General features: G+C 67.7%; 15 protein-coding genes. 8 read left to right on the forward strand and 7 right to left on the reverse strand.

The window, feature by feature from the left end:
* The first annotated feature begins 75 nt into the window (after nt 1–75).
* Nucleotides 76–1,332, forward strand: a complete 1,257-nt coding sequence (locus tag B0I29_RS15845) for an AI-2E family transporter (RefSeq protein ID WP_111649758.1) — start codon at nt 76–78, stop codon at nt 1,330–1,332.
* A 48-nt stretch (nt 1,333–1,380) separates the two neighbouring features.
* On the opposite strand, the gene B0I29_RS15850 is transcribed toward B0I29_RS15845, so the two are convergent.
* The 5 genes from B0I29_RS15850 to B0I29_RS15865 all read right to left on the reverse strand — a co-directional run bounded on the left by B0I29_RS15850 (nt 1,381) and on the right by B0I29_RS15865 (nt 4,705).
* Nucleotides 1,381–1,722, reverse strand: coding sequence for a DUF1416 domain-containing protein (locus tag B0I29_RS15850; protein WP_111649759.1), 342 nt, complete (start codon nt 1,720–1,722; stop codon nt 1,381–1,383).
* A gap of 2 nt (nt 1,723–1,724) precedes the next feature.
* Complete coding sequence (locus tag B0I29_RS15855; protein WP_111649760.1) at nt 1,725–2,573, reverse strand: sulfurtransferase; 849 nt, start codon at nt 2,571–2,573, stop codon at nt 1,725–1,727.
* Nucleotides 2,574–2,751: 178 nt separating this feature from the next.
* Entirely contained in the window at nt 2,752–2,880 is a 129-nt protein-coding gene (locus B0I29_RS47790) for an Ms5788A family Cys-rich leader peptide (protein ID WP_375790639.1), read from the reverse strand.
* Between the two features lie 14 nt (nt 2,881–2,894).
* Nucleotides 2,895–3,632 (reverse strand): LmeA family phospholipid-binding protein, encoded by a 738-nt coding sequence (locus B0I29_RS15860; RefSeq protein WP_111649761.1) that lies wholly within the window; start codon nt 3,630–3,632, stop codon nt 2,895–2,897.
* Between the two features lie 74 nt (nt 3,633–3,706).
* Nucleotides 3,707–4,705: a hypothetical protein gene (locus B0I29_RS15865; protein WP_245972546.1), complete on the reverse strand. Its 999-nt coding sequence runs from the start codon at nt 4,703–4,705 to the stop codon at nt 3,707–3,709.
* Nucleotides 4,706–4,980: 275 nt separating this feature from the next.
* Here B0I29_RS15865 and B0I29_RS15870 point away from each other — a divergent pair, with 275 nt between their 5' ends.
* From B0I29_RS15870 to pstB, 6 genes are all read left to right on the forward strand, one after another.
* Nucleotides 4,981–5,697: a winged helix-turn-helix transcriptional regulator gene (locus tag B0I29_RS15870; protein ID WP_111649945.1), complete on the forward strand. Its 717-nt coding sequence runs from the start codon at nt 4,981–4,983 to the stop codon at nt 5,695–5,697.
* A 17-nt stretch (nt 5,698–5,714) separates the two neighbouring features.
* The gene (mshD, locus tag B0I29_RS15875; protein WP_111649946.1) at nt 5,715–6,581 is read left to right on the forward strand and encodes a mycothiol synthase; all 867 of its coding nucleotides are present in this window, start codon (nt 5,715–5,717) and stop codon (nt 6,579–6,581) included.
* 1,442 nt (nt 6,582–8,023) lie between these two features.
* Nucleotides 8,024–9,118, forward strand: a complete 1,095-nt coding sequence (gene pstS, locus B0I29_RS15880; RefSeq protein ID WP_111649763.1) for a phosphate ABC transporter substrate-binding protein PstS — start codon at nt 8,024–8,026, stop codon at nt 9,116–9,118.
* A gap of 40 nt (nt 9,119–9,158) precedes the next feature.
* Nucleotides 9,159–10,229 carry a phosphate ABC transporter permease subunit PstC gene (gene pstC, locus B0I29_RS15885; protein ID WP_111649764.1) on the forward strand — a complete coding sequence of 357 codons (1,071 nt, stop codon included), beginning with the start codon at nt 9,159–9,161 and terminating at the stop codon, nt 10,227–10,229.
* Nucleotides 10,226–11,311 (forward strand): phosphate ABC transporter permease PstA, encoded by a 1,086-nt coding sequence (pstA, locus tag B0I29_RS15890; RefSeq protein WP_111649765.1) that lies wholly within the window; start codon nt 10,226–10,228, stop codon nt 11,309–11,311. Before pstC ends, pstA begins: the two co-directional genes overlap by 4 nt.
* 13 nt (nt 11,312–11,324) lie before the next feature.
* Nucleotides 11,325–12,101, forward strand: coding sequence for a phosphate ABC transporter ATP-binding protein PstB (pstB, locus tag B0I29_RS15895; RefSeq protein WP_111649766.1), 777 nt, complete (start codon nt 11,325–11,327; stop codon nt 12,099–12,101).
* A 107-nt stretch (nt 12,102–12,208) separates the two neighbouring features.
* On the opposite strand, the gene B0I29_RS15900 is transcribed toward pstB, so the two are convergent.
* Complete coding sequence (locus B0I29_RS15900; RefSeq protein ID WP_111649767.1) at nt 12,209–13,186, reverse strand: Gfo/Idh/MocA family protein; 978 nt, start codon at nt 13,184–13,186, stop codon at nt 12,209–12,211.
* A 71-nt stretch (nt 13,187–13,257) separates the two neighbouring features.
* Here B0I29_RS15900 and B0I29_RS15905 point away from each other — a divergent pair, with 71 nt between their 5' ends.
* A complete protein-coding gene (locus B0I29_RS15905) occupies nt 13,258–14,073 on the forward strand; it encodes an NUDIX hydrolase (RefSeq protein WP_111649768.1) in 816 nt (271 codons plus the stop codon).
* Between the two features lie 685 nt (nt 14,074–14,758).
* Here B0I29_RS15905 and B0I29_RS15910 read toward each other — a convergent pair.
* Entirely contained in the window at nt 14,759–15,763 is a 1,005-nt protein-coding gene (locus B0I29_RS15910; protein ID WP_111649769.1) for an inorganic phosphate transporter, read from the reverse strand.
* Between the last annotated feature and the right edge of the window lies 1 nt (nt 15,764).

The raw sequence follows: 15,764 nt of genomic DNA on the forward strand, positions 1-15,764 counted from the left end.
TGGCCGGGGGGCTATTGAGGCACGCGGGCACTACCGTTACGAGCGCGTATCACACAGTTCCGAGGGGGTAACCTGTTGAACCGCTTCAGGCGGGTCCGGGACAACTTGAAGAAGGCCTACAACTCCGGCCGGGAACAGGTCCGGACGGCCCGCGACGCGCGCCCGGCACCGGAGCGGGAAGAGAGTTACACCGAGTTCGTGCCTCGTGAGCCCGAGCCGGAGATCGTGCACCACTCGACGAACAGCCGGGACGACGCCGACGTGCCGCAGCCGCTGCGGATCGCGGCGGCCTGGAGCTGGCGGCTGATCGTGGTCGGCGTGATCGGCCTGGCACTGCTCCGGCTGATCGGCATCATCAGCGTCGTGGTCGTACCGCTCGCCATCGCGCTGCTGCTCTCCGCGCTGCTCGGCCCGGCCGTCGGCTGGCTGCTGCGCGCGCGCCTGCCGCGTTCGCTCGCGACCTTCCTGGTGCTGATCGGTGGGCTGGCCGCGGTGGCCGGCACGCTGACGCTGGTGGTGAACCAGTTCATCAACGGCCTGCCGAGCCTCACCGAGAACGCCAGCGCCGGTGTCCGGCAGATCCAGAACTGGGCGCGGACCGGCCCGCTGCACCTCTCCGACGCTCAGGTCGATCAGGCGATCGACTCGGCGCAGGAGTGGGTCAACTCGAACACCTCGCAGCTGACCTCGACCGGCATCGCGACCGCGGCGACCATCGCCGAGGTGGCGACCGGGCTGGTGCTGGTGCTGTTCGCGACGTTCTTCTTCCTGCGCGACGGCCGCAAGATCTTCCGGTTCATCGTCCGGCTCTTCCCGGTGAACGCCCGCTGGTCGATCGCCGACGCCGGTGACGCGTCCTGGGCCACGCTCGGGGCGTACGTCCGGGCGACAGTGCTGGTGGCGTTCATCGACGCGGTCGGCATCGGCCTGGCACTGCTGGTTCTCGACGTGCGGTTCCCGTTCCCGCTGGCCGCGCTGGTCTTCCTCGGCGCGTTCATCCCGATCGTCGGCGCCAGCATCTCCGGGGCAGTGGCCGTACTGGTCGCGCTCGTCGACAAGGGCTGGGTGGTCGCGCTGCTCACGCTCGGCGCGGTGATCCTGGTGCAGCAGCTCGAAGGACACGTGCTCCAGCCGCTGATCATGGGCCGGGCGGTGGCGATCCATCCGCTCGCGGTGATCATCGGCATCGCCTGCGGCGTGGTGCTGGCCGGCATCATCGGCGCGCTCGTGGCGGTGCCGCTCATCGCGGTGCTCAACACCGGTGTGCGGCGGCTGTCACGCCGCCGCCCCGAGGTGCCGCCGGACGCGGTGGTGGTCACGGCCGGTGGATAGCGAAAGGGGGCGGGAAATCCCGCCCCCTTTTCAACAGAGCGTGGGCGATCAGGCAGTGGCCACGTTCAGCGAGATCTCGTTGACGCCAACACCGGCGTCAACAGCGAGCTCACCGTTTCCGTGCCGGCTCAGCGCCCGCACGGTCCACGAGCCGGGAGCGGCGAAGAACCGGAAAACACCCTCGGGAGAGGACACCACCTCGGCGGTGAACTCACCGGAAGCGTCAAGCAGGCGTACGTACGCACCGCCGACAGCGTCGCCCTCGGCGTTGGTCACGATGCCGGTGATGACCGTTTCCCGGGTCAGGTCCACGCTGCTGGGGAGGGGCGCGGACTGGTCGGGGGCAGCGCAACTGGCAGCGGCCGTCGCGTTTGCGGTGGGTGAAGTCATGATCAGGCCTTTCCAGGTTCGTCGCCGAGCGCGATCGGAACGCCGATGAGCGAGCCGTACTCGGTCCAGGAACCGTCGTAGTTCTTCACGTTCTCGTGGCCGAGCAGCTCCTTGAGCACGAACCAGCTGTGCGAGGAGCGCTCGCCGATGCGGCAGTACGCGATGGTGTCCTTGCTGCCGTCGAGGCCGGCCTCGCCGTAGATCTTGGCGAGCTCCTCGTCCGACTTGAAGGTGCCGTCCTCGTTGGCGGCCTTGCTCCACGGCACGCTCAGCGCGGTCGGGATGTGGCCGGCCCGCTGCGACTGCTCCTGCGGCAGGTGCGCCGGGGCGAGCAGGCGACCCGCGAACTCGTCGGGGCTGCGGACGTCGATCAGGTTCTTCACGCCGATGGCCTCGACGACCTCGTCGCGGAACGCGCGGATCGACAGGTCGGGCGCCTGGGCCACGTACGTGGTCTTCTCGCGGACCGGAACGTCCTTCGAGTACACCCGGGCGTCCAGTTCCCACTTCTTGCGGCCGCCGTCGATCAGCTTCACGTCGCCGTGGCCGTAGAGCTTGAAGTACCAGTACGCGTACGCGGCGAACCAGTTGTTGTTGCCGCCGTAGAGGATCACGGTGTCGTCGTTGGAGATGCCCCGCTCGGAGAGCAGAGCGGCGAACTGCTCCTGGTTGACGAAGTCACGCCGGATCGGGTCCTGGAGGTCCTTCTTCCAGTCGATCTTGATGGCGCCCGGGATGTGGCCACCGTCGTACGCGGTGGTGTCCTCGTCGACCTCGACGAAAACGATGCCGGGGGTTTCGAGGTTCTTCTCGGCCCAGTCGGCCGAAACGAGTGCGGTGTCGCGACTCATCGGTTCACTCCCTGATGGTGGGTGAGGAGAGAGTCAGCGCACGGAGAAATGCTGTCGCACTCCGCGCGGACCCAAGGTGAAAAGTAGGATCACGGGCTTGCTGTGCGACGGCGCCACTGCCGGACAAAGAGTTTGCCCCGGGCTATCTAGAGAAGGTGCTCAGCACCGAGTGGCCCCGTCAGATTGCGGGGCGACACAGGCACGCGGCCACGCGACACAGGTCGATCGCGCGCCTTTTCGTGAGCAACGGGCTCATGCGTCCGACAGTACCAGCGAGCCCAAGGCGCGGAACAGAGCCGACCACCATCCGGGAACGGACGGTCACAGACCGCCTGCGGAGAGGTTCACGTTCTCCGCGCCGGCGGTCACCCGCAGGCCTTCCGGAAGGGCCTCGACCTCGCGCACGACCAGGTTCAACGGCAGCTCAGGGATCTTCAGATCGTAGGCCAGCGCCTTGATCATGTTCTGTAGGAACGGCAGAGCCGGGAGATCCTTCGACGTCACCTCGGAGAAACGAACCCGAATCGACCCGTTCTCCACGGTCAGGTCCGTGGTGCCGGTGATCTCGATCGGCTTCTGGCCTGGGATGTCCAGCTGGACCGTGGCGTTCAGCTTGCCGTCTTTCTCGGCGAGCTTCAGGCCGTCCTGGTTCACCAGGGTGGTGATCTCCTCGTACCCGATGGTTCCGGCACCGGAGACCGCGCCCGCGATCACGTCGCCGCCGTTGCGCAGGGTGCTCAGCGGTGCGCGTACGTCCTGGGCGCTGATGTCGAGCAGCGACATCTTCACCGTGCCGCCGGCGCCGTTCGGCGCCGCGAAGTCCGGCAGCGCGATGTTGACCTGCTGATAGTCGCCGGCCGCGACCTGGGTGAGGAACGGGAAGCCGTCGATGGTGACGTCCGGGCTGGCGCTCGTCGCGTTCTGCGAGGCGACCTCGGCCGCGATGCGGTCCGCGAGCTCGCGCTCCGCGTACGACTTACCGACCCGGTCCAGGACCAGCGCACCACCCAGCAGGAGCAGCACCAGTACAACGACGACGGTGAGCAGCCTGCGCCTCACGATGCCTCCCCTTTCGCGCCCGGATGTCTGGGCAACGTACATGCCCAGGCTGGGGGTTCACCGAAACGGATGAGTCAGGAGAGGTAAAGGTGAACCAGCGCGTACGCCGCCACCGACATCAGCGCGAAACCGCCGAGCGGGCCCTGCATGTGCCGGGCCAGCCAGAACGTCGGCGCGTCACCGGCCAACCGGCGTCCCGCCTCGCTGAAGTTCACCGCGAGATCCACCAGGATCGCCGCGACCGCCGCGACCAGGCCGAGGACCGCGCCTTTCGCCGGGGTGAACGGCAGCACCAGGTAACTGCCGAGCATGGCGGCCGCGAGCGTGCCGACCATCGCGCCCAGCACGATGCCGGTCGCGCCGCGCGGCACCTGCGCCGCGATCCGCGGTTTCGGGAAGATCGCGTCGGTCAGCCGGGACACCAGCAGGGCCAGGCCCGCGCCGGTGCAGCAGACCAGGATCGCCTGGGTGCCGATCGGCTGGCGGGTCAGGATGATCAGGGTCGCGTACGCCACCGCGCCGAACACGATCATCGAAGTCGAGCGGTACGAGTCGCTGATCCGGTGCCTGTCGTCCGCCTTGAACACCTGGCAGACCAGTGCCACCGCGGTGCCGGCCGCGCCCACGTACAGAATCGGCATCAGCGCCGGGGTCTCACCGGTGACCGCCAGATAATCGGCGATCAGCGCGGCCACCGCGGCGACCGCCGCCGTCGCCACCGCGGCAGGTGGCTGCAATGCCATCGTCCAGGCCAGCACCCCGAGCAGTTGAACACCGAAGAGCACGATCGCGTACGAAAGACGGGCATCCGGACCGGAGGTCACCGAACCCAGCACAAGGGCGATCGCGAGAAGACCGGCGAAGCCGGCGATCGCGATCGAGAGACGCGGCCGGACCGGGACGACCTCGATCTCCTCGAATTCGTCGTCCTCCTCCGACTCGCCCGGAGGCTGTTCACCCTCCTCGTCGGGCACAGCGCCGTAGAACCCGGGCTTGGGCCGGCCTGGGTTGCGTGCGACCTTCTGGGAGGTTTCGGCATCCCAGGCATCGTCCTGCGGCATGGAGGGGAACACGAGGCCGATCGTGCCAGACCCGTGACCGCGGTCCCAATCTGCTCTTTAGAGTCAGGTAAAAGGCTGGTTACGAATCGGCCGTTCAGTCACCTTGTTAGCGTTCTCTACATCACTTGCAGGCTTGACCTGGATGTCGGGAGTGCTCCATCGGTTAAGGTAATCGCAACCCACCCGTCGGTGACGCCGGGCCCAGTCTCTCCGGTGGCGGAGCTCTGAGCTGCGCAGACCGGGTCACCCGAGCGGCCTTTTCGAGTGCCGCGAGGACGGAGGTGAGTGTGGAGATCCTTCTGCTGGTGACGGCACGTGCCGGTGAGCCTTCAGCCGTACTGCCCGCCCTGGACCTTCTGCCTCATTCAGTACGTACCGCACCGCGTGACGTCCGCACCCTGGTTTCCGGGCCCAGTCCCGATGCCGTGCTCGTCGACGCGCGCTCCGAACTCTCCGAGGCACGTGCGACTTGTCGCATGCTGCACGCCACCGGCATCGGTGTACCGCTGATCGCGGTCGTCACCGAGGCCGGGCTGATCGCGCTCAACGCCGACTGGGGTGTCGACGACGTCATCCTGGCCAGCGCCGGTCCCGCCGAGGTGGAGGCCCGTCTGCGGCTCTGCGTCGGCCGGATCAACAACGCGACGGCCGGTGCCGGCGGCTCGATCCGGGCCGGCGAGCTCAACATCGACCCGGACACCTACGCGGCGAAGCTCAAGGGCCGGCCGCTCGACCTCACGTACAAGGAGTTCGAGCTGCTGAAGTTCCTCGCCCAGCACCCGGGCCGGGTCTTCACCCGCGACCAGCTGCTGCGCGAGGTCTGGGGCTACGACTACTTCGGCGGTACTCGTACCGTCGACGTGCACGTCCGTCGCCTGCGCGCCAAGCTCACGACCGAGTACGAATCGATGATCGGCACCGTCCGCCAGGTGGGCTACAAGTTCGTGGTCCCGCCGAACGGCCGCCAGCTGCCGGACAACGAGCCGGTTTCCCTGCCGGTCTGATCAAGACTGAGGTGACGATGGTGCAGCCGGTCCGCGCTGCGGACCGGCTGTCCGCGTCTTCGGTGTCCGACGTCCTGGCCCTGGCTGATGCCGCGGCGGCGTCGGATGGTGTTTATCCGTTGTCCGAGGATGCTGTGCTCGGGCTTCGGGGTGCTGGTCGCCACTTGCTTTCGTTCGACGGCTCGCGAGTGGCGGGTTATGCGTATATTTCCGATTCTTCCGGCGAGCTGGTCGTCCATCCCGACTTCCGTCGCGCCGGCCACGGCACCGCCCTGCTCGCTGCTGCCGGCTCTGGCCCGCTGACGTTCTGGGCACATGGTGACAATCCGGGCGCGGTGGCGTTCGCTGCGCGTAACGGCTTCTCGCGGGCCCGCGTCCTTTGGCAGATGCGCCGCTCGCTGCTTCAGCCCCTGCCGTCGATCCCGGTGCCGGACGGCGTGACCCTGCGGGCGTTCAGCCCCGGCCACGACGAGCAGGCCTGGCTCGACGTCAACGCGCGCGCTTTCGCCCACCACCCGGAACAGGGCCGCTGGACCCTCGACGACCTGCTCGCCCGCGAGGCAGAGCCATGGTTCGACCCGGCCGGCTTCCTGCTCGCGGTCGACATCACCGACAAGGTGCTGGGCTTCCACTGGACCAAGGTCCACGCTGCGGCGGGGGAGGATCCGGCGCTGGGCGAGATTTATGTTCTGGGCGTCGACCCTTCCGGGCATCGTCGGGGCTTGGGTGCGGCTTTGAGCGTTGCCGGCCTGCGGCATTTGGCCGCCCAGGGGTTGACGGTGTCGAACCTTTATGTGGACGAGTCCAATGCGGGGGCGGTCAAGCTTTACCGCGGGCTGGGCTACGAGGTCCACAAGACCGACATCAGTTACCAGCGCCCTTAAAACCCCCCTTGGGTACGCGTAACGCAGTCGCCCTCGTTCGGTGTGCGTAACGCAGTTGTCCTCGTTTGGTGCGCGTAGCGCAGTCGTCCTCGTTCAGTGCGGGGTAGCCGCGCTTCGGTGTGGGTAACCGCGCGCTCGTTTGGCGCGCGCAGCCGTCGTTTGTTGCTCGCTGCTCGCGTTCCCGTCGCAATCTTGGCAAGTTGTGCGGTCGCTGTTTGGGGACGGCGCCGCGGGCTCCTGCTTGGTGCGACGCCGTAGTGCGGCTTGCGCTGAGCCTCGGTCCCGCTCTGATCGCCAGGCGGCCGGGCGCGACTCCAGGCCGTTGCGCCACTCCCGCACAGGTGCGGCGCGGGCCACGGTCCCGGCGGGCAAGCGCTTCCTGCGAGCCGTAGCTGAGCAGGGTTATCAGGGCTGCATTCCGTGCCTGGACTACGGCTCGGCGCTGCGAGCCGTAGGTCAATCACGGAATGGCCGGTCCATAGCGTGGCTGAAGTACGGCTGGCCGGGTGGCGGTGCACCGGTGGCGGTGCGCGGATGACGGTGCACCGGTGGCAGTGCGCGGATGACGGTGCACGGGTGGCGGTGCGCGGGGTGGCGCTGCCTGGGCTTTGGCGGGGGCTGTCGCGCGCCAGTGTGTCGAATTTGGGTGCGGATCGAACCTGAAGTCGACACGGGCGGCCGGTTTCTGGTGTGCGTGTCGAATTTGGGTGCGGATTGGACCTCAACTCGACACGCACGCTTGGTGGGCTCGCGAAGGTCTTCGGCTCTGCCGTCGACTGTCCACGCTCGCACTGCCGTCGACCCCGCCTGCCCCGACCCCGCCTGCCCCGACCTGGCCTGCCCTGACGCCGACCCCGCTGGTTCGGGACCCTGCCCCGTCGGCTCGGGTCCTGCCCCGCCGGTTCGGGATTTTGTCCGCTGGGCCGGGTGGGTGCTGTGTTCAGTTGGTGGTCGGGCCTGGGCTGGGGGCTTGGGCTGCTGCCTGCCTTGCTCCGCCGGTGAGTGGGCACGTTGTGCCGGTGGCGCCGCTGGCGGGGGTGGGTTGCGGTGGGGTCGCGCCTGGGAAACCGCTGGGCCCCGTTGATGCGGTTGGCGGTCCACGGAAAGGCGTACAAGAAAGGGGTTTTGGGTTGTGGCCTGGGTTACAGGCGCACGCTGGGTGAGTGATGGTCTGCAGTGAGTGATCTGCGCTGTTTTTCGGTCACGGCCCGGACAAGGGGAGATCTCGCGAAGGTCACGGTCGACCGTATTTATCCGACATATCGGGTAGTGAGTACTCGGTTCACTTAACGGACAACTGGCGCTCCGGGGATGGCTACCTTCTGGGGTTTACCTGTTCACCCCCAGTTCATTTGGGGCCGGTTAACCGGTCACTTCGCGCTCCTAACTTTCCGGGTGTGGGCCGGTGAGAGACCGGCTGCAGATAACCCGAAGGGAAAACCGTGAAGCTCCAGCGGTCCGGACTCGTGGCCGGCATTGCTTTGACTGCGACGATCGCACTCACCGGGTGCGGCTCGGACAACGAGGCGCCGACGGCGAGCGGTGCCGCGTCTGCCGACACCAGCAGCTGCGTCAGCGGCAGCCTGACGGCGCAGGGCTCGACGGCCCAGAAGAACGCCATGGACGAGTGGATCAAGGCGTACCAGACGCAGTGTTCCGACTCGAAGGTCGACTACCAGGGCACCGGTTCCGGCGCGGGCATCGAGGCGTTCATCGCCGGCACCGCCGACTTCGCCGGTTCTGACTCGGCCCTGAAGGAGGACGAGCAGCCGCAGGCGGACGCCAAGTGCCCCGACGGCAAGGCGCTCAACCTCCCGATGGTCATCGGCCCGATCGCGGTCGTCTACAACGTGGACGGCGTCGACGGCCTCCAGCTGTCGTCCTCCACCATCGCGAAGATCTTCGCCGGCACCATCACCAAGTGGAACGACGCGGCCATCGCCGCGGAGAACACGAGTGCGAAGCTCCCGGACGCGACCATCGAGACGGTTCACCGCTCGGACGAGTCCGGCACCACCGACAACTTCACCAAGTTCCTGAGCAAGACCGCTGAGGCCGACTGGTCGTTCGCGAACGCGAAGGCGTGGAAGGCTCCGGGCGGCACCGGCGCGGCGAAGTCCGACGGTGTGGCCAGCAAGGTCAAGAGCACCCCGAACACGATCTCCTACGTCGAGCTGTCGTTCGCTGAGAACAGCGACCTGCAGAAGGCGAAGATCAAGAACGGCGCCGGCGAGTACACCGAGCTGACCGGTGAGTCGGCCGGCAAGACCTTCGAGAACGCGACCGTCAAGGGCACCGACGGTGACCTGGCCCTCGACCTCGACTACGCCACCACCACCCCGGGCGCGTACCCGATCGTGCTGGTGACCTACGAGATCGCCTGCAGCAAGGGCTCTCCGAAGGCCAAGGAAATCCAGTCCTTCCTGAAGTACACCTCCAGCACCGCCGGTCAGACGGCGCTCGCTGAGCTGGGCTACGCCCCGCTGCCCGAGGCGCTGCGTGCCAAGGTCGAGACCTCGGTCGCCGCGATCTCCTGATCGATTCGTCAATCCCTCCGAGACGACAGCGAGCGCGCAGATGGGTGACAACCCCTCCCGCTCGGTGAACGCCACCGCCGGCGACCTGGGCGTGACCAATAACGGTCACGCTCAGGGCGCCGGCTCCGGCATGTCACCGAGCAGTTTCGAGCCCCCGCTGGGTGGCGGCGGCGCCCTTCCCAAGAAGACCCGGTTCTCGATGGAGACAGGCTTTCGCGGCCTGTCCACGGCAGCCGGCTCGATGGTGCTCGTCATCATCGTGGCCATCGCCGTCTTCCTGGTCTCCAAGGCGGTTCCCGCCCTCCAGGACAACACCGCGAACTTCCTGACCGAGAAGACGTGGTTCCCGAACGACACCGAGCCGGTCTTCGGTATCGCGGCGCTCGCCTTCGGCACCCTGTTGAGCTCGGTCATCGCGCTCATCATCGCGGTGCCGATCGCCCTGGCCATCGCGCTGTTCCTGTCGCACTACGCACCCAAGCGGCTCGCCACGCCGCTGGGTTTCGTGATCGACCTGCTCGCGGCCGTGCCCAGTGTGGTCTTCGGCCTCTGGGGTCGTGACGTTCTCCAGCAGCCGGTCCGGGAGTTCTCGGTCTGGCTCAACCACTACTTCGGCTGGCTGCCGATCTTCGGCGGCGAGGGCCCGTTCGGGCAGTCGATCATGCTCGGCGGCCTGGTGCTGGCGATCATGGTGCTGCCGATCGTCACCTCGCTGTCCCGTGAGGTCTTCCAGCAGACCCCGGGGATGAACGAGGAGGCGGCGCTCGCACTCGGCGCCACCCGCTGGGAGATGATCCGCACCGCGGTCGTGCCGTACGGCAAGCCCGGTGTCATCGCCGCCGTGATGCTCGGCCTCGGCCGCGCGCTCGGTGAGACGATCGCTCTGGCGCTGACCCTCGGCATCACGTTCAACATCTCGTTCAACCTGATCCAGAACGGCGGCAACTCGATTGCCGCCAACATCGCGAACACCTTCGGCGAGGCCAACTCCACCGGCCGCGGCGCTCTGATCGCTTCCGGTCTGGTGCTCTTCGCGATCACACTGGTGGTCAACATGACGGCGCGGGCGATCATCTACCGCCGTCGCGAGTTCCGGGACAGTGCCGCATGAGCCTCCTCGAGCGTGAAGCAGCCGGCGTCGCGATGACGCCGGACAACATCCGGACCAAGCAGCTCCCGCTGGTCGTCAACCTCGGCGTCGCACTCGCGGCGATCGTGCTGTCGGCCGTGATCGTGCTCGGCACCGGCGTCGGCAACTGGGTGCTGGTCGCCGTGGTCGCCGTGGTCTTCTACCTGGTGGGCCTCTACTTCGCGGCCAGCCGGGTCGAGGGCCGCCGTGCGGCGAAGAACCGCACGATGCAGTCGCTGATCTACACGGCCTGCATCCTGGCGATCCTGCCGCTCGCGTCGGTGGTCTGGACGCTGGTGTCGAAGGGCGTCGAGCGACTCGACGGCACCTTCTTCGGCAGCTCGATGAACAACATCAGCGCCCGGGACCCGGGCGGTGGCGCGTACCACGCGATCGTCGGCACCCTGGAGCAGGTCGGCATCGCCGCCCTGATCGCCGTGCCGCTCGGTGTGCTCGGCGCGATCTACCTGGTCGAGTACGGCCGGGGCCGGTTCGCCGGTACGGTCCGCTTCTTCGTCGACGTCATGACGGGTATCCCGTCGATCGTGGCCGGTCTGTTCATCCTGTCGTTCTGGGTGCTGATCGTCAGCCCGTGGTTCAACGACGGAAACCCGCGGTTCTCCGGCTTCGCGGCCTCACTGGCGCTGACCGTGCTGATGCTGCCGACGATCGTCCGGTCGACCGAGGAGATGCTGCGCCTCGTGCCGGGTCCGTTGCGTGAGGGCTCGTACGCGCTCGGCGTACCCCAGTGGAAGACGATCCTGAAGGTCGTCCTCCCGACCGCCCTGCCCGGCATCGTGACCGGTGTCATGCTGGCGATCGCCCGCGCCGCCGGTGAGACCGCCCCGGTCCTGCTGGTCGCCGGTGGTGCTGCCGCGATCAACTTCGACCCGTTCGCCGGTAACCAGCAGTCGCTCGCGCTCTTCGTGTACCAGCAGGCGGGCGACGCCTCCCGGTACGCACCGGCTCGCGCCTGGACAGCCGCGCTCACCCTGGTGGCGCTGGTGCTGGTCCTGACCATCGCCGCCAAGCTGCTCGCCCGTCGCAACAAGCTGTCCCGTTAGAAGGATGTCTCCAATGGCCAAGCGCATCGAGGCGAGCAACGTCTCCTCCTACTACGGTTCGTTCAAGGCGATCGACAGCGTCTCGATGGCCGTCGAGCCGAAGACGATCACCGCCCTGATCGGCCCGTCAGGCTGCGGCAAGTCGACGTTCCTGCGGTCCATCAACCGCATGCACGAGGTGCTGCCGAACGCCCGCATCGAGGGCCGGCTCACCATCGACGACCAGAACATCTACGACCCGGACGTCGACGTGACGGCCGTCCGTCGCATGATCGGCATGGTCTTCCAGCGGCCGAACCCGTTCCCGACGATGTCGATCTACGAGAACGCGGTCGCCGGCCTCAAGCTGAACGGCGTCAAGAAGAAGGCCGTCCTGGACGAGGCGGCCGAGAAGTCGCTGCGTTCGGCGAACCTCTGGGACGAGGTCAAGGACCGCCTCGACCGTCCCGGCGCCGGCCTCTCCGGTGGTCAGCAGCAGCGTCTCTGCATCGCCCGCACGATCGCCGTCGAGCCGCAGGTCGTCCTCATGGACGAGCCGTGTTCCGCGCTCGACCCGATCTCCACGCTGGCGATCGAAGACCTGATGTTCAAGCTGAAGGACCGCTTCACGATCATCATCGTGACGCACAACATGCAGCAGGCCGCCCGCGTCAGCGACAAGACCGGCTTCTTCTCGATCGACAAGACCGGCGACCCGGGCCGCCTGATCGAGTACGACGACACCCAGAAGATCTTCAGCAACCCCACGCAGAAGAAGACCGAGGACTACATCACCGGTCGCTTCGGCTAAGCCCTTTTTTGGGTACGCGCTACCGTCAGCGCCGTCATTTTCCGGCTCTGACGCCCGTGCCGCCGGCTCACACCGCCGGCGGCACCGGCGTTCCCTCACGCTTACTTCTAGTAGTAAACGCCGATCTCCTCGCGCAACGCGTCGAGAAGAGCCATCACCTCAAGCGTCGCCTCGTGGCTGACCAGCGGACTCTCCGCCTCCCCGGCCAGGAAGCAGCGCTGCGCCTCAGCCGCCTCGAACTGGTATCCGCTGCCTTCGAACGGGAACTCGAACGTCTCCGGCGCCTTGCCCGGCCGGTTCAGCACGAAACTGCGCGGAATGAAGAACCCCGGCGGCAGGTCGATCCGCCCATCAGTGCCGGTGATCGACGCCGCGTTCCGGCTCTCGCCGTTGATGCTGCAGGTCAGCGCGGCCACCGCTCCGGCCTCGTACCCAAGAAGCACCCCGGTGTTCTCGTCCACCCGTTCCGGCGTCAGATGAGCCCAGGCGTGCGCCTTGGCCGGGCTGCCGAGAAGCATGTGCGTCAGGTGGATCGGGTAGACGCCCAGGTCGAGCAGCGCCCCACCACCCAGCTCCGGATCACGCAGCCGGTGCGAGGCGTCGAACGGCCCCTGCAGCCCGAAGTCGGCGTGAATCGCGCTGACCCAGCCGATCGCACCCTCCTCGACCAGCTCAGCGATCTTGCGAATGGCCGGGTTGCACCGCATCCACATGGCCTCCATGAGGAAGACCCCTTTGGCGCGCGCCGCCTGGATCAGCTGAGCCGTGGACGCCAGATCAAGCGTGATCGGCTTCTCGACCAGCACCGCTTTGCCGGCCTCCACGCAGAGCATCGCGCCCTCGAAGTGGAACGCGTGCGGCGTAGCGACGTAGACGATGTCGACCCCGTCGTCGGCGGCGAGATCCGCATAGGAGCCGTGCGCCCGCGCGAATCCGTGCCGCTGCGCGAACGCCTCCGCGGTAGCCAGGGAACGCGACCCGACGGCGGCCAGCTCGGCCCCCTCCACCAGCGGCAGGTCGGCGGCGAATGTGCTGGCGATCCCGCCGGGGCCGAGTATGCCCCAGCGCACCTTCTGTCCGTTCATGATCGATACCGTATCGCCCGAACCGCCCTCGGTGGCAGGATCGACCGGTGACCGACTCCCTTCCACCCGCCATGCTCAAGCGGGCGCGCGAGTTCACCGGCCCGCCCGCGGCGGCCCGCCCCGCGGCGACGGTGGTCCTTCTCCGGCCTTCCGGTGAGGCTTTCCAGGTGTACGTCCTGAGGCGCCGCACAACGATGGTCTTCGGCGGCGTCTACGCGTTTCCCGGCGGTGTTGTGGACCCGTCCGACCGCCCGTCGACAATCCGCGGCGACTGGGCGTCTCTGCTCGGTGTCCCGGAGGAGCAGGCTCATGCGGTGGTGGGAGCCGCGGCCAGAGAGCTGTTCGAGGAGACAGGCGTCCTGCTGGCCGCCCCGATCTCCGAGCCAGACCACACAGTGCCCACGCCTCCGCCGGCGCCCTCGGCAGACGGGGTGTCCTCGGCGGACGGCTTGACCTCGTCCGGCGGTGCTGATTGGGAGGCCGACCGGGCAGCGGTGCAACGCCGCGAACTCTCGATGACCGAACTGCTGGACCGCCGGGGCCTCCGCCTCCGGGACGACCTGCTGGTGCCCTGGTCCCGCTGGATCACCCCGGAGTTCGAACCGCGCCGTTTCGACACCTGGTTCTTCGCCGCCCTGATGCCGGAATCCCAGGAAACCCGCGACGTATCAGGCGAAGCCGACCGAACAGCCTGGGTAGACCCATCAGCAGTAGCGGACCTGCCGATGCTCCCACCCACCCGCCACACGCTCGCCCAGATGGCAGCCTGCGGAACCCCAGCAGGCGTGATCGCCGAATCAGCCCACCGAAACGCGGCAACCCCGGTCCAGCCCCAGATCAAGCTGACCCCAGACGGCCAGGCAACCTTCCACCTACCGTCGTCCTAGCCCATAGCCGCAGCCCGTACCCCGCGGCTGGAGCCCATCGGTCAACGCCCCGCCCCAATCGCCTCCCCGCCCCTCGTCTCCGAGCGACCAGCTCGCGCTCCCGGCTCCATAAAGCGGGCGCAGTGCTGCCGTAGGCGCTGGCCGGGCCGGGTCGGCTTGTGCTTGTGGCTCCGCAAAGCGGACATAGAACTGCCGCGAGCGCTGGCCGGCCGATGGGGGTGCACGGCGATCGGCGTCCGGAACGGGCTTGCGTGGACAGAAGCACACGCACGGCGAGGTTCGGGTGGATGAGGTCGCACGCAATCACTCGGTGCGACTTCATCCATGCCAGGGCCGAGACGAGGGCACACGGTCGCATTATGTGCGACTTCGTCACGGTCGCCCGCGGCTTGTGTGTGCTCGTGTTCAGGACACGTGAACCGGGGCACACGGTGGGCCCTGGATTCGCCCTCGCGAGAGTCCGGCCGGACGCTGGATTGAACCGATCGGACCGGCCGGATGCCAGCGCAGAGCAGGACGCGCGTAAGGGCAGGACACGCGCGAGGGCAAGACGGGTGCAGGGCAAGAGGGGTGCAAGGGCGAGACGCGCGCCAAGGCAGGAAGCGGCTGGGCAAAGGGTGGCGGTGCGGGCGGGTGGCGGTGTGCAGGCGGTGCAAGCAAGCAGGCAGGCGGGTGGTGGCGGGCTTTAGAAGAGGGGGCGGACCACCACGTAGATCAGGCAGGCGATCAGGGCTGCCGCCGGGAATGTGGTGATCCAGGCGATGACGATGTTGCCGGCTACGTTCCAGCGGACCGCGCTCAGGCGCTTCGTCGCTCCGACGCCCATGATGGCTGAGGTGATCGTGTGGGTTGTCGAGATCGGGGCGTGCAGGACCTGGGCGTTGAAGAACAGGACCGTGCTGGCCACCGTCTCGGCGGCGAAGCCCTCCGCCGGGCCCAGGTCGATGATTTTCCGGCCGAGGGTGCGGATGATGCGCCAGCCGCCGGCGTACGTGCCGAGGGCCAGCATCGTGGCGGATGCCCAGTAGACCCACTCGGGGATGTGCGTCGCGGAGCTCTGGTATCCACCGGTGTACAGCGCCAGCACCACGATGCCCATCGTCTTCGCGGCGTCCTGCATGCCGTGGCCGACGGACATCGCGGCGGCGGAGAAGGTCTGCGCCAGCCGGAAGCCGCGGTTCAGTTTCCCGGGGTGTCCGCGGCGGAAGATCCACATGATGGCGACCATCATGATGAAGCCGAGGATCAGGCCGACGATGGGGGAGACGACCATCGGCACCAGCACCTTGGTGACGATGTTGCCCCACTGGACGCCGCCGAACGAGGCGAGCAGGGTGGCGCCGACGAGCCCGCCGAACAGGGCGTGTGACGAGCTCGACGGCAGCCCGAAGTACCAGGTGATCAGGTTCCAGGTGATCGCGCCGAGCACGCCGGCGAAGACGACGCCGAGGCTGGGTACGCCCACCGGCAGGCTGACGAGATCGTCACCGACCGTCTTGGCGACCTCTGTCCCGAGGTGGGCGCCGACGAAGTTGCCGACGGCGGCCATGGCGAGCGCGACCCGGGGCGTCAACGCCCGGGTGCTGACACTGGTGGCGATCGCGTTCGCGGCGTCGTGGAAGCCGTTGGTGTAGTCGAACGCCATCGCGGCGAGGATCACCGCCACGACGGCGATGAGCTGGGGGTCCAAG

The sequence above is a fragment of the Actinoplanes lutulentus genome (assembly GCF_003259845.1).
Classification (GTDB): Bacteria; Actinomycetota; Actinomycetes; order Mycobacteriales; family Micromonosporaceae; genus Actinoplanes; species Actinoplanes lutulentus.